Below are 19370 nucleotides of genomic sequence, written 5' to 3'. Positions count from 1 at the left end.
CCCGGGCCGCCCGGTGACCGCCGAGGCGACCGGGGTCCGGCTGGAATGCGACGGGCCGGTCGCCACGGTCACCCTGTGCCGGCCCGACGTGCTCAACGCGCAGACCCCGGCGATGTGGCGCGCGATGAGCGACTTCTCCCGGGAGCTTCCCGGTGACGTGCGGGTGGTCGTGGTACGCGGCGAGGGGCGAGCCTTCTCCGCCGGCCTCGACCTGTCGGTGGCCGGCGCCTCCGGGCCCGGCTCCTTCGCCGAGCTGACCACCCTGCCGGAGCAGGAGTGCGCCGACAAGATCGCCGACTATCAGGGTGGTTTCACCTGGCTGCACCGGCCCGACGTCATCTCGATCGCCGCGGTGCAGGGGCACGCCATCGGCGCCGGTTTCCAGCTCGCCCTCGCCTGCGACCTGCGGGTCCTGGCCGAGGACGCGAAGTTCGCCATGGCCGAGGTGACCTTGGGGCTGGTCCCTGACCTGGCCGGCACCAAGCGTCTGGTCGAGTTGGTCGGTTACGCCCGGGCGTTGGAGATCTGCACCACCGGGCGGCGGATGGACGCCGCGGAGGCCGACCGGATCGGGCTGGCCACCCTGGTGGTGCCCGCCGGGGAGTTGGACGACGCGGTGCGTGACCTGACCGCCGGGCTGCTCGCCCACAACCGGGACGCGGTCGTCGAGATCAAGGCGCTGCTCGCCGGAGCTGCCGGGCGTACCCACGCCGAGCAGCAGCGCGCCGAGCGGGAGGCGCAGACGCGACGGCTGCGGGACCTCGCCGGCCAGGGAGAATAGTAAGGACCGCTCGGGAAGATCCGGGTTACTCGCGTGGTTGTCGTAGTCATCGGGAGAATTGACCCGACGGTGTACGACGTCCTGATCCGGAGGTAAGCATGTCCAACCACATGGCCGCTGGCGGCATGGGCGGTTGGAGCATGCTCCGGTCGATGCGCAGCCAGGACGACATCTCCGCACACCGGCTCAAGCGCGGTGTCGCCCGCCGGATCGTGGCCTTCGCCCACCCCTATCGACGCGACATCGTCGTCTTCCTGCTTACCGTCATCGTCGCCGCGGTGATCGGGGTGGCGACCCCGCTGCTGGCCGGCGACGTGATCGACGCGATCACCCGCGGGGGCGCGGAGGCCGGCGCGCTGGTGATCCGGCTGGCCATGTTCATCGCCGCGCTCGCGGTCGCCGATGCTCTGCTCTCGCTGGCCCAACGGTGGTACTCGGCCCGCATCGGCGAAGGCATCATCCTCGACCTGCGTACCCGCGTCTACGACCACGTGCAGCGGATGCCGTTGCAGTTCTTCACCCGGACCCAGACCGGTGCGTTGGTCAGCCGGCTCAACAACGACGTCATGGGGGCCCAGCGGGCGTTCACCTCGACGTTGTCGGGTGTGGTCAGCAACGTGATCCAGCTTGTCCTCACCGCCGTGGTGATGCTGACCCTGTCCTGGCAGATCACGGCGCTGTCACTGGTGCTGCTGCCGGTCTTCATCATCCCGGCGCGTCGGGTGGGCCGGCGGCTGGCCGAGATCACCCGTGAGTCGTACAACCTCGACGCCAAGATGAACGCGACGATGACCGAGCGGTTCGGGGTCGCCGGCGCGTTGCTGGTGAAGCTCTTCGGCCGACCGGACGCGGAGGCGGCCCGCTTCGCCGCCCGGGCCGAACGGGTGCGCGACATCGGCATCACCTCCGCGATGTACTCGCGGACCTTCTTCGTGGCCATGCTGCTGGTGGCCTCGCTGGCCCAGGCGCTGACCTACGGTCTCGGCGGTTGGCTCGCGGTCAGCGGCCAGGTCAGCGCCGGCACCGTGGTGACACTCGCGTTGCTGCTCACCCGTCTCTACGGTCCGCTCACCGCGCTGAGCAACGTCCGGGTGGACGTGATGAGCGCGCTCGTCTCGTTCGACCGGGTCTTCGAGGTGCTCGACCTGCAACCGGGCATCAAGGAACGGCCCGACGCGGTGCGGGTGCCGGCGGGGGCGGGGACTGTCGAGTTCCGCGACGTCCGGTTCCGCTACCCGAGCGCCGCCGAGATCTCCCTCGCCTCGCTGGAGGAGGTCGCCGCGCTGGACCGTACGGTAAACGAACCCGTGCTCAAAGGCGTCTCGTTCAGCGTCGAGCCGGGGCAGATGGTGGCGCTGGTCGGCCCCTCCGGCGCCGGTAAGTCCACGCTGTCCATGCTGATCTCCCGCATCTACGACGTCACCGACGGGCAGGTGCTTGTCGGCGGCGTCGACGTCCGCGACGCCCGGCTCGACTCGCTGCGCGACGAGATCGGTGTGGTCACCCAGGATTCGCACCTGTTCCACGAGACGATCGCGGAGAATCTGCGCTACGCCAAGCCGGAGGCCACCGACGACGAGCTGTGGGCGGCCCTGGCCGGGGCGCAGGTTGCCGATCTGGTCAGGTCGCTGCCCGACGGGCTCGACACCACAGTCGGGGAGCGCGGCTACCGCTTCTCCGGTGGCGAGAAGCAGCGCATCGCCATCGCCCGGCTGCTGCTCAAGGCGCCGTCGATCGTGATCCTCGACGAGGCGACAGCTCACCTCGATTCGGAGAGTGAGGCGGCTGTGCAACGGGCGCTGTCGGTGGCGCTTACCGGGCGCACCGCTCTGGTGATCGCCCACCGGCTCTCCACCGTCCGGGACGCCGACCAGATTCTGGTCCTCGACGACGGTCGGATCGTGGAGCGGGGCCGGCACGACGAGCTGGTCGCCGTCGGCGGTCTCTACGCCGAGCTGTACCGCACCCAGTTCGCGGTGGCCGACTCTCCCACCCCGTACGCCGACGCCACAGGTCCGGAGCCGGTGGTCATCCCGTCCCGGGAGTACATCGCCGACGAGGCCATGCCGCCCGCCGCCGCCAACTGACGGCTGCTGGTTCAGATCGACAGCCGGCCCGCCAGATTCACCCGAGGGCGGCCGAGCGGAGTTCGGCGAAGGCGGCACCGAGAGTCTGCGGGGTGTAGTGGGCATTCAGGCCGCTGGGGTTGGGCAGCACCCACAGCGGGGCGCCGGCCAACTGCTCCGGTTGTGGCCCGAACCCCGCCTTCGGTCGGGCGAAGCCGACCCGGTACGCGGTCACCCCGACCACAGCGACCCAGCGTGGCCGGTACCGGGTCACCTTGTCGGTGAGCTGTCGCGCGCCGTCGACGAGTTCGGCGGCGGTCAGCTCGTCGGCGCGGGCGCTGGCCCGGGCCACCATGTTGGTGATGCCCAGCCCGAGCGCCGGCAGGTCGTCCTGCTCGCCGGGGTGCAGCAGACGTGGCGTGAACCCACCCCGGTGCAGCGCCGGCCAGAACCGGTTGCCGGGGCGGGCGAAATGCAACCCGGTCGCTGCCGACCACAGCCCCGGGTTGATCCCGACGAAGAGCACCTCCAACCCGACCCCGATGACGTCCGGGATGGTCCTGTCGACCGCCGCGGCCAGTTCTTCCCGGCTCGGGCGCGGGTACGGTCCCGGCTCCGCGCGGCCCGGTCGGCGCGGCTTCGTCGACCCGCCGCCGGTGGTCCGCCGCTCGGGGTGGGGCGGCTTGCCGGCGGTCACAGGCCGCGCAGCGCGCCGCCGTCGACCGGGACGGTGACGCCGGTGAGGTAGCTGGCTGCGGGGGAGAGCACGAAGGCGGCGACCCGACCGAACTCGGCGGGGTCACCGATGCGGCGCAGCGGGATGGCGGCCTCCGCCTCGGCCCGGGCCCGGTCGGGGTCACCCGTGGCGGCGAACAGTTCCCGGTTGCGGTCGGTCAGGATCCGACCCGGCAGCAGCCCCACCACCCGTACGCCGCGCGGGCCGTACTCGTCCGCGACGTCCTTGGCGACACCGGCCAGACCTGGCCGTAGGGCGTTGGAGATGCCCAGCCCGGGCACTGGCCCGCGCGCCGAGGTGGAGAGCACCAGGGCGATCGCACCGCCGTCGGGCAGCGCGGCGGCGACAGTTCGTACCGTGCGGACGCTGCCGAGGAAGACCGTCTCGAAGGATTGCCGCCACTGCTCGTCGGCGACGGACGCGGCACTGCCGGCGGGCGGTCCGCCGACGGAGACCAGGGCACCGTCGACGCGGCCGAAGTGCTGCCGTGCGGCGGTCAGCAGCCGTTCGGGTGTCGCCGGGTCCGCCAGGTCGGCGGTGACGCCGACGGCCTGGTCCGGCCCGCCGAGGCCGGCCACGGCGGCCTGCACCGCGTCGGAGTTCCGGGCGGAGAGCACCACCCGGGCGCCGTCGGCCACCAGGCACTGCGCGGTGGCGTAACCGAGTCCACGGGAGGCGCCGGTGAGCACGTACACCCGATCGGTAAGTCCGAGATCCATGCCGACGATCCTGCCCCAGCCCGCCCGGCGGGAAACAGGCCCCGGTTCCGAGGCGGGAGTCCGGCTCAGGGGCGGGTCGGGCGCAGCAGGCGTACCCGACCGGCGAACTGGACGGCGATCGCGCCGCCAGCCCGTCCGAGGGCGGGGGACCGGCGGCGGCGCGGTGCCCGGTGGCCGTCGTAGCGGAACTGCGCCTCTCGTACGGCCAGTTCCTCGGCGGCCAGTGCCGGCAGGGCGGCGCGGGCGTGCAACGCGCGGGCCAGATCCCAGCCGTCGCGCAGCCCGCCGCCGGTGGGCCGGCCGTCCGCCCATTCGATGAACGCGGCAGGCCAGTCGGGGCCGAGCCCGGCGGCGAGCAGCGGCCAGTGCCGGGCGACCTCACCGGCCCGCTTGCGCAGCAACGCGGCGCGGGCGGCGGCCAACGGGCCGGGAGCGAAGCCGGGCGGCGGCGGACCACCGGCCACCAGGGCCGCTACCAGCTCCGCCTGCCGCGCGGCTAGCGATCCGGCTGTCGTCGCGGCCGGCGGTTCGGGCCGGCGGGCCGGGCCTGTACCGGCCGGTGTCACGTCACCACCGGGAAGCCGCAGGCGGCGGCGATGGCGTCCAGTTCGGTACGCAGCTCGGCCGCGGGTGGGTAGTACCCGTCGCGTTCCAGTAGTGCCGCTGGTGGTCGGTGCCGGGCGGACAGCTCGGCGAGCAGGTCCAACACCTCGCGTCCGATCGGGTCGGTGTGTGTGTCGTGGTAGAAGCCGCCGCGCTCGGCACCACCCGCGACGTGCAGGTACGCCACCCGTTCCAGGGGCAGCCGGTCGAGCAGCGCGAGCGGGTCGGTGCCCCGGTTCCGGGCGTTGGCGTACACGTTCGCGACGTCGAGCAGCAGTAGTGCCCCGGTGCGTTCCATGATCTCGTTGAGAAACGACGCCTCGTCGAGTTCGTCGTCCGGCCAGTCGAACAGGGCGGCGATCGGCTCCAGCGCGATCGGCACCGGCAGCTCCGCCTGGGCGCGGACGATGTTGGCGCAGACCGCGTCGACCGCCTCGTGGCTGCGCGGTAGCGGCAGCAGGTGGCCCGCCTCCAGGCCGCCGGCCCGGACGAAGGCGATGTGCTCGCTGACCAGGGGAGCCGCCAGTAGCTGCGCGACCGCCGCCAGGTGGGCGACCCGGGCCGGGTCGACCGGTTCCGCGCCGCCGAGGGAGAGCCGCACGCCGTGGGGTACGACTGTGACGCCGCGGTCGCGTAGCTCGACCAGGTCGTCCGGTGGCGGGCCGGCGGTCGGTACCGATTCGGCGATCACCTCGACGAAGCGTAGACCGGGCAGCTCGGCGACGAATCCGGCGATCTCCGGGCGCCAGCCGATGCCCACGCCGTGCGGGGTGGTCATCCGCCGCAGCCTCCGCCGCCGCAGCCCCCGCCACCTCCGCCGCCGCAACTGCTGCCACCTCCGCAGCCGCCGGCGCCGGCGGTGCTGCCGCCGCCGCACCCTCCGCTGGAGCTCGCGCCACCGGCGGCCACGTGGCGTTGGATCTGAGCCTGCTGAGCGAAGACCGGATCGAGCGCCCAGAGCGAGGCGGTGCCGTAGAGAGCGACAGCCATGCCCGCTCCCGCAGCGCCGTAGGTGGCGTAAGCCGGGTTGGCGGCGGGTGCGAGGTGGCGGTTGCGCTGGCGCAGTGTCCGGAGCGCGGCCTCGGCTGCCCGGGTGCGGCGGGGTACCCGGACGAGCAGCACGGCGGTCAGTGCAGCGAGCGCGAGAACGGTGAGCACGAGGTACCAGACCGGGCGGTCGTTGGCGATCCCGGCGATGATCCGGGCGACCCCGAGCACCAGCAGCGCGACAAGCAGCAGCGGACCCTGGCGCAGGGCGGCCCGGCGGTCCGGACCGATCGCGAGACCGCGCTTGTCAAGTCCGTCGCGCAGCTCGGTGAGGGCGCGCTCGACCCATTCGGCACGCCGTACGTCCTTGGCCGGGACGCGCTGCGTCGCGGCGTAGTGGATGGCCCGGTCGAGTGAGGTGACGGCGGGCGGCAGCGGACCGTCGGTGGTCAGCAGGCCCGCCGGGTCGACGCCGATCGCGCCCTGGCTGCGCAGCGCGCCCAGCGAGGTCCAGACGGCGAAGTCCGCACCGCCGTTGAGGTAGGCGACCTGCTGCGGGCTCAACTGGTCGGCGGGCGGAGCGGCACGGCCGCCCAGCAGCGCCCGGCGGCGGATGAGCACCACGGCGACGGCGACCACCGTCGCTACCAGGTACAGCGTGATGAAGGTGGAGCTGGGAACTCCCCAGGTGTCGTAATCGACAGCGAAACCCGTCATGGCCTGCTCCTGTCGCGCGAGGGAACGCGGCTTCATTGTGGAGCGGTGACGCCAGCATCCGGCTGCCCGGACTGTCGAGTTATCTTCTCGTTACCTGAGGAATCAGCGTCGGCGTACCGCCTCCTCGACCAGGTCGAGCACGGCGCCCAGGTCGCCGGCCGGCCGGCCCATGGCCAGGTGCAGCACCAGACCGTCGTAGGCGAGTTCGAGGAAGCGAGCCAGCACGTCGATGGGGACGTCCTCGCGGAGCACGCCGGCCTCCCGTTGACGGGCCAGCCGGTCCCGGGTCGCCTCGGCGATGGCGGCCGACCGCTGTGCCCAGCGGGTGGCGAAGGCCGGGTCGGTGCGCAGCCGCCGGGACACCTCCAACTGGCTGCCCAGCCACCCGGTGGTGTCCGGGGAGACCGCTCGGGCGAGCAGGTCACGCATCACCTGGACAAGCCCGTTGCGGGCGACCGTCTCGACCATCGTCGCCGCGTCGTCCTCGGCGACGGCGAGGAAGAGGGAGTCCTTGTCCCGGAAGTGGTGGAAGATCGCGCCTCGGGACAGGCCGGTGGCCTCCTCCAGCCGACGTACGGTCGCGCCCTCGTAGCCGTGCCGGGCGAAGCAGGCACGCGCGGCGGCGAGGATCTCCTGTCGGCGGGCGTCGAGCTGGTCCTGACTTACTCTGGGCACGTGTCGATCGTGTCAGCTCCCCCCGACTGACGCAAACCGTACGTACGGCTTGGTGCTGCCGGCCGGGGTCGCGTGCGACATCCGGCCCCGCCTGACATCACCGCGTAACCTTCTGCCCTGTCGGCGAGGTACCCGATTCCCGTAAGGTGCCCGAGTGCCGCTGCTCCTGCTGGATCTGGACAACACCCTGCTCGACCGGGCCGGGCCGTTCCGCACCTGGGCAGAGCGTTTCCTCGACGGCATCGGAGCGCCACCGCACGACATCGAATGGCTGCTGTCCATCGACGCTGACGGATTGACTGATCGCTGGGACGTGGCGGACGCGATCCGGGACCGCTACCGGTTGCGGATCCCCTCCATCGACCTGGTGGAGGAGCTGCACGACGGGGTCGTCGAGTTCACCCGGCTGGACCCGCTTGTGGCCTGCGCCCTGCGGATCGCCGACGACGCCGGCTGGATGCCGGTCGTGGTGAGCAACGGCGCGGTCCGGCAGCAGGACGCCAAGATCCGCCGCACCGGGCTGGACCGGTACGTCGCCGACTGGGTGATCTCCGAGGAGGCCGGGGTCAGCAAGCCCAACCCCCGCATCTTCGCGCTCGCCGCGCAGCGGGCCAGAATGCCACTGCGTGGCGCCTGGGTGGTCGGGGACGGCCCGGAGGCGGACATCGGCGGCGCCACTGCCGTCGGCCTGCCCAGCGTCTGGCTGCACCGGGGCCGTCCCTGGACCGACGCCCGGTTCGCCCCCACGGCGACGGTGGACAGCGTGATAGCCGCCATCGCCGAGATCATGGGTGCCTGAGTCGCGCTAATTCGGTTGACCCGGGCGGAGCTGGCCGACGAGCATGGTCCGCGCATCGTGCGACCCGGGTGTGCGCCCGGTCGAGGAGAGGGGGTCGGTCATGGCCGTCTTCGCAGGTCTCTTCCTGCCTCCCACAACCTCGACAAAGGGATTACCAGCGCCATGCGCGATGACGACTTTCCGGCGCCCGAGCGCCGTATCCGCGGCGGACGCCGCTTCGACGACGACGAACCACGGTTCCTGAAGCGCGGTCGGCCGGCCGCCGCCGCCACCGACCACGACGACGCGTCAGACCCGGGCAGCGACGAGAACTGGTCCTCCTGGGACGAGGCGGTGCACGGTCCATCGCCCCACCCGGAGTGGCTGGTCACCGAGCTGGCCGCGAAGGACACCGAACTCGGTGTGCTCAAGACCGGCAAGGAGGCCGACGTCCACCTGGTCCGCCGGGGAATTCCCGGCACCGACGTGTCCTGCCTGCTGGCGGCGAAACGGTACCGGGACCCTCGGCACCGGCTCTTCCACCGCGACGCGGGGTACCTCGAAGGGCGCCGGGTGCGCCGCTCACGTGAGATGCGGGCGATGACCGGCCGGACGGCGTTCGGCCGGCAGATGATCGCCGGACAGTGGGCGGCGGCGGAGTTCGCCGCCCTGACTCGGCTCTGGGAGATCGGCAGGCGCTACGGCACGATCACGGTGCCGTACCCGGTGCAGCTGCGGGGCACCGAGCTGATGCTGGAGTTCCTCGGCGACGCCGACGAGGGAACGGCCGCCCCCCGGCTGGCCGAGCTGCGACCCGCGCCGGCCGAACTGCGTGAACTGTGGGGGCAGTTGGTCGACGCGCTCGTCGTCCTGGCCCGGGCCGGGTACGCCCACGGCGACCTGTCGCCGTACAACCTGCTGGTGCATGCCGGGCGGCTGGCGCTCATCGACCTGCCGCAGGTGGTCGACGTGGTGGTCAACCCGCAGGGGCGGGAGTTCCTGGCCCGCGATGTTCGGATCGTCGCCCACTGGTTCACCGCCCGGGGTCTGCCGGCGGACCTCGCGGACCCGATGGTGCTCACCGACATGCTGTGCCGCGAGGCCGGCCTGGCCTGATCCGACGGGCTCCGGGCGACGGCGACCGCCGCCCGGAGCCCGCGCGCGGCTACCGAACCTGCTCAACCCGGCCGCGCGGCGCGCCTGCCGACCGGCCGGACCGCGGGCTGAGGGTGAGTGGCAGTTACTGCAGATACCGTTCGACCTCGGACACGGGGCGGGCGCCCTGGGCTTCGGGGTCGCCATGAGCCTGCCGGGCGGCGCGGCGGCGGCGCAGCAGGTCCCAGCACTGGTCGAGGGACTCCTCCAGCTCGCGCAGGCGGGTGCGGGCCTCGTCGTCGGTGCCCGACTCGTGGGCCTGCGCCTGTGCGCGCAGCCGGTGCTCCTCGTCAACCAGATCCGAGATCCGGTTCAGGATGGTCTTGTCGTCCATGTCCCTGAGCCTGGCACAGCGAGGCCGACCACGGCCCTCGTTCCCCTCGGCGAATCCCACGGATCGGCGCTGCGGACCCGGTCGGTCGGGCCGCCCGTCGGCCGCGGCCATCGACAGCCGCCGAACGCAACCCGTCGGCATGACGTAGATCACCTCATCGGTCCGACCGGGGTCGCGGTGTGGGCGGAGATCGATACCACCGGGGCTGCCCCACCGGTCGCTGGTGGCGACCCCATGGGCGCTGGGCAGGCAGATCGTGGCGCGAAGGCGCTCGTACGGCAGGGCGGCGACGCGGCCGAGGGCACCGAACGCGGCCGGCGCGGGCACGCTGGACCGCTCAGGTCTGTAGTGGACAGTGGGAATGTCGACCGCGAAGATTTCTCGCCACGCGACTAGTGAGAAACGCCGGTGCGATGTCATGCTCATTGCAACCACGGCAATTCGAAGAGTGACGCCCCGCACCCTTGGGGCCCTTTCAGGGGAGCCGACCCACGCCATGTCAGTCCAGAGTGTCGCCACCCGCCTGGCCCGGCAGATCGGCTTCAGCAGATCAACCGGCCGCTGGGGTACGCCGTGACGGCCCCGACGGTCACCACCTCGGCCACGGCGACGGCCGCCGTCGACGACGCGACAGGTGAACTGGTCGCGCAACTCGAACGGGAACCACCCGGACAGGTGAGCACCTCGGTCTACGAGACCGGCCGGCTCGTCGCGGACGCGCCGTGGCTCACCGGGCACGCACGGCGGCTGGGATACCTGCTCGGGCAGCAGGGCGCCGACGGCGCCTGGGGTGGCGCCGGCGGTTACGCCCTGGTGCCGACGGCGAGCGCGGTGGAGGCGCTGCTGGCCGACCTGGTCCGGTTCGACCCGGCCGACTCCGGCGGCCACCTCAGGACCGATCCGGCCGACTCCGGCGACCGGGCCAGGGCCGACCAGGCCGAGCCCCGTGGCCTCACCCGGGCGGACCTGGCCGTGGCCGCCATCCGCGGACTGATCGCCCTGGCCCGGCGAATCGACGCCGAGCAGTCCATGCCGGACACCCCGGCAGCGGACCTGATCGTGCCCGCCCTGGCGGCCCGGATCGACACCCACCTGGCCCGGTTGCACGACCTGGACGACCCGTTGGTGACCGGGGCGCCCCGCGCACTGCCCCCGGTGGACCGGCGGCGGCTCGACGCGGTAGGTGCGCTGCTCGTCACCGACCGGCAGGTGCCCGACAAGCTGTGGCACGCCTACGAGGTGCTGGGACCGGCCGCCGCCAACCGCCCCGAGGTCCGCCCGGTGGCCGGAGCGGTAGGCGCGTCACCGGCGGCCACGGCGGCCTGGCTGGGCCACCGTCCCGCCGCCGACCGGGCCGCCCGGACGTACCTCCACGACGTGGTGGCCCGGCACGGCGGTCCGGTGCCCTGCTGCACCCCGATCACCGCCTTCGAGCGGTCCTGGACCCTGGCCACGCTCGCCCGGGTGGGCCTGCCGGTCCGGCCCTCGCCGGGACTGGTGGCCGAGTTGGCGGACGCGCTCGGACCGACCGGCGCGGCGACCGGCCCCGGGCTGCCCGCCGACGCCGACACCACCTCGGTGGTGCTGTACGCCCTCGCCCGGTTGGGGCGGCCGGTGGAGCCGGTCAGCCTGGCCCACTACGACCTGGGCAGCCACTTCTGCACCTGGCGGGGAGAGGACGGGCACTCGGTCACCACGAACGCGCACGTGTTGGAGGCGCTGGGCTGGCACGCCCGACACACCCGCGACGGTACCGGCCGGTACGCGGCCCGGGTGGCGGCACTTGCGGACTGGCTGTCCGACCGGCAGCAGCGCGACGGGCACTGGGTGGACCGGTGGCACGCCTCGCCGTACTACGCCACCTGCTGCGTGGTGCTGGCCCTGGCTGGCTACGCGCCACCCGGTACCGTGAGCGGAGCCGTCGACCGGGCAGTGGACTGGGTGTTGGCGACGCAACGCGCCGACGGTGGCTGGGGCCGCTGGGGGAGCACGGCCGAGGAGACCGCCTACGCGGTGCAGATCCTGCTCGCCACCGGCCAGCGGAGCCGGCCCGACGTGCCACCGGCCGTGCGGCGGGCACTGCCGCACCTGAGCACCGACGGCAACGACCACCCTCCGCTCTGGCACGACAAGGATCTGTACGCGCCGTTGCTCATCGTGCGGGCGGCGGTGTTGGCGGCCCGACGCCTGGCTGTCGAGGTCGCCGGGCCGCCGTCGGAAGGTGTACCCGTGGCGGGTGATCCGGGCCGACCAGGGCATGATCATGAGGCTTGAGTTGACGCGGTGACGCTGTTAGGTTGCGCCGGGGTCGGTGTGCTGTGCGACGCATCCTGACTGACCGATCAACGAACTCAGGGCCATGGACGGTGTGATGGGTTCCCGCGGTACGAATCTTCGCACCAAGGTGGTGGCCCTGCTGGCCCTGTTGGTGGCGCTCTGGGGTTTCACCGCCTGGGTCACCGTCCGAAATGGCGTCGACCTGGTGGGCGTGCGGGTACTCGACGAGCGGGTGTTCGATCCCACCGAGCCGCTGCTGTTGCAGTTGCAGTTGGAACGGCGCACCTCGCTCGTCCACCTCGGACGCCCGGACGAGGCACAACTGGAGAAGCTGACGCGGCTGCGGGAACGCACCGACCAACTGGCCGCCGAGTTCGCCGAGTCGTCCGAGAACTGGCAGGTCGGCCTGCTCGGCAGCGACGGCCTGCACGAGCGCGTCGCGGAGCTGAAGCGGCAACTGGCCGCGCTGGCGGACACGCGGACCGCCGTCGACGGGCGCAACATCGGCCGTGGCGAGGCCGGTGCGACCTTCACCGAGCTCATCGAGTCGATCTACGAGGTGTACGACGAGCTCGGCAATCTCGACGACGATCAGGTCGCCGAGGACAGCAGCCAACTGATCCGGCTCAGCCGATCCCGGGAGCTGCTGTCCCAGCAGGACGCTCTGCTGGCCGGCGTGCTCGCCGCGAGACGGATCACCGCGGTCGAGCGGGCCGAGTTCACCCGGCTGGTCGGTGCCCGCCAGTTCGTCGCCGAGCAGGCGATCGTCCGGCTGCCCGAGGCGGATCAGCGCCGCTACGAGCAGATGGTCGCCGGGGCGAACTTCCGGCGGCTGGCCGACCTGGAGAACCAGATCTCGACAGGCAACGGCACCTCCCGACCGCCGTTCTCGGCCGATGAGTGGTCCGACACCACGGGTGCGGCCCTGATCGAGATCGGTGACGTGGTGCTGGCCGGCGGCGACGACGTCGTCACGAAGGCCGCGCCGGTCGCGGTGGGTGTCATCGTACGGTTGGTGCTGGCCGCCGGTCTCGGTCTGCTCGCGGTCATCGCCGCGGTGGTCCTCTCGGTCACCACGGCACGATCTCTGGTACGGCGCCTGCGGCGCCTGCGCGAGGCCGCGCTCCAGCTCGCCAACGACCGGCTGCCGAGCGTGGCCGATCGGCTCGGGCGCGGTGAGCAGGTGGACATCGCCGAGGAGGCACCGCCGCTGCGATTCGGCGACGACGAGATCGGCCGGGTGGGCCGGGCCTTCACCGTGGTGCAGGAGACTGCCGTCCGTACCGCTGTCGAACAGGCCGAGCTGCGCCGCGGTGTACGCGAGGTGTTCCTGAGCCTGGCCCGGCGTACCCAGGCACTTGTGCATCGACAGCTCGCCCTGCTCGACGCGCTGGAGCGACGCGAGCGGGACGCCGAGGAGTTGACCGACCTGTTCCGCGTCGACCACCTGGCCGCCCGGATGCGACGCAACGCGGAGAACCTGATCGTGCTCGCCGGCGCCACGCCCGGCCGGGCCTGGCGTCGCGCCGTCCCGATGACGGACGTGGTTCGCGGCGCGGTCGGTGAGGTCGAGGACTACGCTCGCGTCACCGTGCCGGCGATGGGCGGGGCGTCACTTGCCGGGGAGGCTGTCGGCGACGTCATCCACCTGCTCGCCGAACTGATCGAGAACGGACTCTCGTTCTCCCCGCCGCACACCACTGTCGAGGTACGCGGACAGCTTGTCGCCAACGGCTTCGCCATCGAGATCGAGGACCGCGGTCTGGGGATGACCGGGGAGGATCTCGCCGCCGCCAACCACCGCATCGTGGACCGTCCCGAGCTGAACCCCGCCGACGCCGCCCGGCTGGGCCTCTACGTGGTGAGCCGGTTGGCCGAGCGGCACGGCGTGCGGGTCCGGCTCAGGGAGTCCGTGTACGGCGGAACGACAGCTGTGGTGTTGATCCCGAGCACGCTTATCGTTTCGGACGAGGCCGAGTCGCACTCGACGGGCGACGGCGGCGTGGTCGGAACCGATCGGCAGTCACCGACCCCGGCCCAGCCCACGGCCGGTGACGAGGCCGACGGGTCCGAGTTGCCGACCAGGTCTCGGCGTGACTCCGGGCATTCCTCAGCGCTTGACGGACCGACCTTCCCGTTCGGTCTGCCGGTCACCTCCGCGTCCGGCGACGGCATGCCGTCACCGCCGCACCGGCCGAGCGGGCCCGGCCCAGCTACCGGTGCCGGTGGAGGGCCCGACGTCAACCCCGCCCCGGGCCAGCCGGCACGACAGGTGACCCCGGCCGAGGCGGGCGGCCCCACGGCTGCCGAGATCGAGGTGAGCCACACCGAGTCGGGCCTGCCGGTCCGGGTACGCCAGGCGAGCCTGGCACCGGCACTGCGCGCCGAGCCCGAGGCGGTGCAGGCGGACGACGACGTGATCCGCGAGCCCGAACAGGTTCGGCGCATGATGAGTTCGTACCAGACCGGCACCCGGCGGGGACGCTCCGACGCCGCACGGCTGCTCGGTTCTGGCGGTCGGCCCGGGCCCGACGATGAGTCCGACGACGCCGATCAACAGGCGACCTGACCAGGGTGCGTCACCCGGCGAGCCGGGTGGAGACGGTCAGGCCCACGAGAGAGCACGGCGATGAGCCGGGGGAGAAGAGGACGACGAAGTGGCGCAGAAGACGGCTTCGAGTGCCGACCTGACGTGGTTGCTGGATGATCTGGTCGGCCGGGTCAAGCAGGCCGAGCACGCGGTCGCGCTGTCCGCCGACGGACTGCTGATGGCCTCGTCGCAGGGGCTCAGCCGCGACGACGGCGAGCACCTGGCGGCGATGGCGGCCGGCATCCAGAGCCTGGCCCGGGGCGCTGGTAAGCGGTTCGGCGGCGGGCAGGTGCAGCAGACGATCATCGAGATGCGATCGTCGTTCCTGTTCGTCACAGCCGCCGGCCGCAACGCCTGCCTGGCGGTGCTGGCAACTGAGGACGCCGACGTCGGCCTGATCGCCTACGAGATGGCCATGCTTGTCACCCGGGTCGGCAGGTACGTCGCGTCACCGGCACGGTCAGCCGAGCAGACCGACGGGGAGACGTTACCCGGATGACAGGTCAGGGAGACGCCGTCGGCCACCAGTGGATTGACGACCACGCTGGTCCGGTGGTTCGTCCGTACGCGGTGACCGGCGGCCGGGCCCGTCCGGTCACCGGCAGGTTCGATCTGATCTCCCTGGTGACGGCCACCCGCGGGGACGTCCCTGCGGAGGTCGGCCTGGGTCCGGAGCACCTGGCGATCGTCGGTCTGTGCCAGCGGGTGCAGTCCGTCGCCGAGATCGCGGCACACCTGGACCTGCCGGTGGGCACCGTACGGGTCCTGCTCGGCGATCTGGTGGCGCGCAACCTGGTACGCATCCGCGAGCCGCACCCCACAGTCGAACTACCCGAGTACAGCATCTTCGAGGCGGTTATCAATGGACTACGGGCACTCTGAACGGCCGCCGGGCGCCGCGCTGCCCACAGCGATCAAGATTCTGATCGCCGGCGGCTTCGGGGTGGGCAAGACCACGATGGTCGGTGCGGTGAGTGAGACCCGCCCGCTGCGGACCGAGGAGGTGCTCACCGAATCGGGGGTGGGCATCGACGACCTTGCCGGCATCGAGGCGAAGCGGACCACCACCGTCGCGATGGACTTCGGTCGGATCACCATCAGCGACGACCTGGTGCTGTACCTGTTCGGCACCCCGGGCCAGGACCGGTTCTGGTTCGTCTGGGACGAGTTGGCACTCGGCGCGATCGGCGCGGTGGTGCTGGCCGACACCCGTCGGCTGGCGGACTGTTTCCCATCCATCGACTACTTCGAGGGTCGGGGGACACCGTTCGTCGTCGCGGTCAACTGCTTCGAGGGAGCCCGGCGGTACCGGCTCGACGAGGTGCAGGCGGCGTTGAACCTCGACCCCGAGGTGCCGGTGCTGCTCTGCGACGCTCGGCAGCGGGAGTCGGTCAAGCAGGCGCTCATCATGCTTGTCGAGCACGCCATGAAGATCCGTGAGGCGCGTCGCGCCGGGTGAGGTGGCAGCACCACACGACTGAGGGCTCCCACCCCGCCGGGGTGGGAGCCCTCACCGCGTTCCGGTCAGTTGGCGATCATGCGCCGCAGCACGTACTGCAGGATGCCGCCGTGCCGGTAGTAGTCCGCCTCGCCCGGGGTGTCGATCCGGACCACCGCGTCGAACTCCACGCCGCCGTCGGTGGCGACCTTCACCGTGCGCGGGGTGTCGCCGTCGTTGAGAGCTGTCACCCCGGTGATGGTGAACGTCTCGGTGCCGGTCAGCCCCAGCGACTCCGCGGTCTCGCCGGCGGGGAACTGCAACGGCAGCACGCCCATGCCGATCAGGTTGGAGCGGTGGATCCGCTCGTACGACTCGGCGATGACCGCCTGCACGCCGAGCAGCATGGTGCCCTTGGCCGCCCAGTCCCGCGACGAGCCGGAACCGTACTCCTTGCCGGCCAGGATGACCAGCGGCACCCCCGCCTCCTGGTACGCCATGGAGGCGTCGTAGATCGAGGTCTGCTCACCGGTGAGGTGGTTGACCGTGAAGCCGCCCTCCACCCCGGGGACCAGCTGGTTGCGCAGCCGGATGTTGGCGAAGGTGCCCCGGATCATCACCTCGTGGTTGCCCCGGCGGGAACCGTAGGAGTTGAACTCGTGGCGGGGCACGCCGTGCTCGGCGAGGTACGTCCCGGCCGGGGAGTCGGCCTTGATGGAACCGGCCGGCGAGATGTGGTCGGTGGTCACCGAGTCGCCGAGCTTGGCCAGCACCCGGGCGCCGGCGATGTCGGTCACCGGCTGCGGCTGCTGCCGCATGCCCTCGAAGTACGGGGGCTTGCGGACGTAGGTGGAGTCGCCGTCCCAGGCGAAGGTGTCCCCGGTGGGGGTCGGCAGCGACTGCCAGCGCTCGTCGCCGGCGAAGACGTCGGCGTACGCGGCGCTGAAGCCGGTGGCGCCGATCGCGGAGGCGATCACGTCCTGGATCTCGGAGGTGCTCGGCCAGATGTCGCGGAGGAAGACCGGGTTGCCCTCGCTGTCCTCACCGAGCGGCTCGTTGGCCAGGTCGATGTCCATCGTGCCGGCGAGGGCGTACGCCACCACCAGCGGCGGGGACGCCAGGTAGTTCATCTTCACGTCCGGGTTGATCCGGCCCTCGAAGTTGCGGTTGCCGGAGAGCACCGAGACGACCGCGAGGTCGGCCTCGTTCACCGCGGCGGAGATCTCCTCCGGCAGCGGGCCGGAGTTGCCGATGCAGGTGGTGCAGCCGTAGCCGACCAGGTGGAAGCCGAGCTTCTCCAGGTACGGCGTGAGACCGGCCCGCTCGTAGTAGTCCATGACGACCTTGGAGCCGGGCGCGAGGGTGGTCTTCACCCACGGCTTGCGGTTCAGGCCCTTGTCCACGGCGTTGCGGGCGAGCAGCGCCGCACCGATCATCACCTGCGGGTTCGAGGTGTTGGTGCAGGAGGTGATCGCGGCGATCACCACCGCGCCGTGGTCCAGCTCGAACTCGGTGCCGTCGGCGCCGGTGACCCGGATCGGGTTGCTGGCCCGTCCGCCGGAGCCCACGGCGGCGTTGACCAGGTCGCGGGGCGCGTCGGCCGGGTCGTTGACCCCGTTGGCGGGGGCGTCGCTGGCCGGGAACGACTCGGCGCTGGCCTCGTCCGCGTGGCCGGTCACCCCGTACGGCTGCTCCTGCTGCGGGACGCCCGGCGTGCGACCCGGGTCGCCGCCGGTCTCGTCGGCGGACACATAGTCGGTGAGCGCGGAACGGAACAGGGTCTTGGCGTTGCCGAGCGGCACCCGGTCCTGCGGGCGCTTCGGCCCGGCGAGTGAGGGCTCGATCGTGCCCAGGTCGAGTTCCAGGTGCTCGGAGTACGCCGGCTCGTGAGCCGGGTCGTGCCAGAGGCCCTGCTCCTTGGCGTACGCCTCGACCAGGGCGACCTGCTGCGGGTCGCGGCCGGTCAGCTCCAGGTAACGGACGGTCTCGGCGTCGATCGGGAAGATCGCGACGGTGGAGCCGTACTCCGGGGACATGTTGCCGATGGTGGCCCGGTTGGCCAGCGGCACCGCGCTCACACCGGGACCGTAGAACTCGACGAACTTACCGACCACGCCGTGCTTGCGCAGCATCTCGGTGATGGTGAGGACGAGGTCGGTGGCGGTGGTGCCGGCCGGCATCTCGCCGGAGAGCTTGAAGCCGACGACCCGTGGGATCAGCATGCTGACCGGCTGGCCGAGCATGGCGGCCTCGGCCTCGATGCCGCCGACGCCCCAGCCGAGCACGCCCAGGCCGTTGACCATCGTGGTGTGCGAGTCGGTGCCGACGACCGTGTCCGGGTACGCCTGGCCGTTGCGCTCCATCACCGTGCGGGCCAGGTACTCGATGTTGACCTGGTGCACGATGCCGGTGCCCGGCGGGACCACCTTGAACTCGTTGAACGCGCTCTGGCCCCAGCGCAGGAACTGGTACCGCTCCTTGTTGCGGGCGTACTCCAGCTCGACGTTGCGCTCGAAGGCGTCCTCGCGGCCGAACAGGTCGGCGATGACGGAGTGGTCGATGACCAGCTCGGCGGGGGCGAGCGGGTTCACCTTGGTCGGGTCGCCGCCGAGCTCGCGGACGGCCTCACGCATGGTGGCCAGGTCGACCACGCAGGGTACGCCGGTGAAGTCCTGCATCAGCACCCGGGCCGGGGTGAACTGGATCTCGACGTTCGGGTCCGCGGTCGGGTCCCACGCACCGAGCTGGCGGATGTGTTCGGCGGTGATGTTCGCGCCGTCCTCGGTCCGCAGCAGGTTCTCCAGCAGGATCTTCAGGCTGTAGGGGAGCCGTTCCTGCCCCTCCACCTGGCTGATCTTGAAAATTTCGTAGCTCGCGTCTCCGACGCGTAGCTGGGTCTTCGCACCGAAGGTGTCGAGGCTCGCCACGTCGTACTCCTTCACACCAGCGACCGTGAGTAGTCCTGAGCAGTCTTTCGCACCGGTCGGAGTGCCGCCGTGGTTAGGCAACACTTACCGCCGATCCTGGCCGTCAACAAAACCGTACGTCCGTCTTGCTATTCACGCAACCCGGTGTCATCGTGAGGCCGGGAGGTGCACCCATGATCCACCACGTACAGCTCGCCTGTCCTCGAGGCTCGGAGGACCTGTCGCGGGCTTTCTACGTCGACATCCTCGGCCTCACCGAGCTGGCCAAGCCGTCCGCCCTCGCCGCCCGCGGTGGTTGCTGGTTCCGTGGCTACGGCGCCGAACTGCACCTGGGTGTGGAGGACGACTTCCGCCCGGCCCGCAAGGCGCACCCCGCCCTGCTGCGGCCCGACCTCGACACCCTCGCCGCCCGGCTGGACGCCGCGGGCTGTCCGGTCACCTGGGGAGACGACGAACTGCCCGGGCTGCGTCGCTTCCACACCCACGACCCCCACGGCAACCGCCTGGAGTTCCTCACCCCGACCACCCACTGACCCCTCCCCGGTTACCGCACGGGGGTGGGCACCCTGGCCGAAGGCAGCAACATC

18 protein-coding genes are annotated in these 19370 nt (G+C 71.7%); 10 read left to right on the top strand and 8 right to left on the bottom strand.

Going from position 1 to position 19370, the window contains the following annotated elements; genetic code table 11:
• Positions 1-13 precede the first annotated feature (13 nt).
• Together Van01_RS24965 and Van01_RS24960 are read left to right on the top strand one after the other, a co-directional pair.
• Positions 14-781, top strand: a complete 768-nt coding sequence (locus Van01_RS24965) for an enoyl-CoA hydratase/isomerase family protein (RefSeq protein ID WP_204012421.1) — start codon at positions 14-16, stop codon at positions 779-781.
• 110 nt (positions 782-891) lie between these two features.
• Positions 892-2868 (top strand): ABC transporter ATP-binding protein, encoded by a 1977-nt coding sequence (locus tag Van01_RS24960; protein WP_204012540.1) that lies wholly within the window; start codon positions 892-894, stop codon positions 2866-2868.
• 37 nt (positions 2869-2905) lie between these two features.
• On the opposite strand, the gene mug is transcribed toward Van01_RS24960, so the two are convergent.
• The 6 genes from mug to Van01_RS24930 form a co-directional block, all read right to left on the bottom strand.
• Positions 2906-3544: a G/U mismatch-specific DNA glycosylase gene (mug, locus tag Van01_RS24955; protein ID WP_204012418.1), complete on the bottom strand. Its 639-nt coding sequence runs from the start codon at positions 3542-3544 to the stop codon at positions 2906-2908.
• On the bottom strand, positions 3541-4302 hold the full coding sequence (locus tag Van01_RS24950) for an SDR family oxidoreductase (RefSeq protein WP_204012415.1): 762 nt from the start codon (positions 4300-4302) through the stop codon (positions 3541-3543). The genes mug and Van01_RS24950 overlap by 4 nt, the downstream gene beginning before the upstream one ends.
• A gap of 65 nt (positions 4303-4367) precedes the next feature.
• The gene (locus Van01_RS24945) at positions 4368-4868 is read right to left on the bottom strand and encodes an SCO6045 C-terminal-like domain-containing protein (RefSeq protein ID WP_204012412.1); all 501 of its coding nucleotides are present in this window, start codon (positions 4866-4868) and stop codon (positions 4368-4370) included.
• Positions 4865-5683, bottom strand: a complete 819-nt coding sequence (locus Van01_RS24940; RefSeq protein ID WP_204012409.1) for an MbnB/TglH/ChrH family RiPP precursor modification enzyme — start codon at positions 5681-5683, stop codon at positions 4865-4867. The genes Van01_RS24945 and Van01_RS24940 overlap by 4 nt, the downstream gene beginning before the upstream one ends.
• Complete coding sequence (locus Van01_RS24935; RefSeq protein ID WP_204012406.1) at positions 5680-6609, bottom strand: TIGR04222 domain-containing membrane protein; 930 nt, start codon at positions 6607-6609, stop codon at positions 5680-5682. Before Van01_RS24935 ends, Van01_RS24940 begins: the two co-directional genes overlap by 4 nt.
• A gap of 102 nt (positions 6610-6711) precedes the next feature.
• Positions 6712-7284, bottom strand: coding sequence for a TetR/AcrR family transcriptional regulator (locus tag Van01_RS24930; RefSeq protein WP_099844857.1), 573 nt, complete (start codon positions 7282-7284; stop codon positions 6712-6714).
• Between the two features lie 154 nt (positions 7285-7438).
• Here Van01_RS24930 and Van01_RS24925 point away from each other — a divergent pair, with 154 nt between their 5' ends.
• Together Van01_RS24925 and Van01_RS24920 are read left to right on the top strand one after the other, a co-directional pair.
• On the top strand, positions 7439-8083 hold the full coding sequence (locus Van01_RS24925) for an HAD family hydrolase (protein WP_099844858.1): 645 nt from the start codon (positions 7439-7441) through the stop codon (positions 8081-8083).
• 162 nt (positions 8084-8245) lie between these two features.
• On the top strand, positions 8246-9178 hold the full coding sequence (locus Van01_RS24920) for a serine protein kinase RIO (protein WP_204012404.1): 933 nt from the start codon (positions 8246-8248) through the stop codon (positions 9176-9178).
• A 124-nt stretch (positions 9179-9302) separates the two neighbouring features.
• On the opposite strand, the gene Van01_RS24915 is transcribed toward Van01_RS24920, so the two are convergent.
• Entirely contained in the window at positions 9303-9551 is a 249-nt protein-coding gene (locus Van01_RS24915; protein WP_204012400.1) for a DUF2630 family protein, read from the bottom strand.
• A 573-nt stretch (positions 9552-10124) separates the two neighbouring features.
• On the opposite strand from Van01_RS24915, the gene Van01_RS24910 reads away from it, so the two are divergent.
• The 5 genes from Van01_RS24910 (at position 10125) to Van01_RS24890 (ending at position 15877) form a co-directional block, all read left to right on the top strand.
• Entirely contained in the window at positions 10125-11825 is a 1701-nt protein-coding gene (locus Van01_RS24910) for a prenyltransferase/squalene oxidase repeat-containing protein (protein WP_204012398.1), read from the top strand.
• A gap of 97 nt (positions 11826-11922) precedes the next feature.
• Complete coding sequence (locus tag Van01_RS24905) at positions 11923-14397, top strand: nitrate- and nitrite sensing domain-containing protein (protein ID WP_204012396.1); 2475 nt, start codon at positions 11923-11925, stop codon at positions 14395-14397.
• Positions 14398-14485: 88 nt separating this feature from the next.
• Positions 14486-14917 carry a roadblock/LC7 domain-containing protein gene (locus Van01_RS24900; protein ID WP_204012394.1) on the top strand — a complete coding sequence of 144 codons (432 nt, stop codon included), beginning with the start codon at positions 14486-14488 and terminating at the stop codon, positions 14915-14917.
• Entirely contained in the window at positions 14914-15300 is a 387-nt protein-coding gene (locus Van01_RS24895) for a DUF742 domain-containing protein (RefSeq protein ID WP_204012392.1), read from the top strand. The genes Van01_RS24900 and Van01_RS24895 overlap by 4 nt, the downstream gene beginning before the upstream one ends.
• Positions 15281-15877: a GTP-binding protein gene (locus Van01_RS24890; RefSeq protein ID WP_204012390.1), complete on the top strand. Its 597-nt coding sequence runs from the start codon at positions 15281-15283 to the stop codon at positions 15875-15877. The genes Van01_RS24895 and Van01_RS24890 overlap by 20 nt, the downstream gene beginning before the upstream one ends.
• Before the next feature lie 65 nt (positions 15878-15942).
• Here Van01_RS24890 and Van01_RS24885 read toward each other — a convergent pair whose 3' ends face one another.
• Positions 15943-18798, bottom strand: a complete 2856-nt coding sequence (locus Van01_RS24885) for an aconitate hydratase (protein ID WP_204012388.1) — start codon at positions 18796-18798, stop codon at positions 15943-15945.
• Positions 18799-18956: 158 nt separating this feature from the next.
• On the opposite strand from Van01_RS24885, the gene Van01_RS24880 reads away from it, so the two are divergent.
• Positions 18957-19316, top strand: a complete 360-nt coding sequence (locus Van01_RS24880; protein WP_204012386.1) for a VOC family protein — start codon at positions 18957-18959, stop codon at positions 19314-19316.
• Positions 19317-19370: the final 54 nt, after the last annotated feature.

Source organism: Micromonospora andamanensis (genome assembly GCF_016863495.1).
Lineage (GTDB): Bacteria > Actinomycetota > Actinomycetes > Mycobacteriales > Micromonosporaceae > Micromonospora > Micromonospora andamanensis.
Note: the sequence above shows the minus strand (reverse complement) of the source record. Positions and strands in the feature narration are given on the sequence as shown.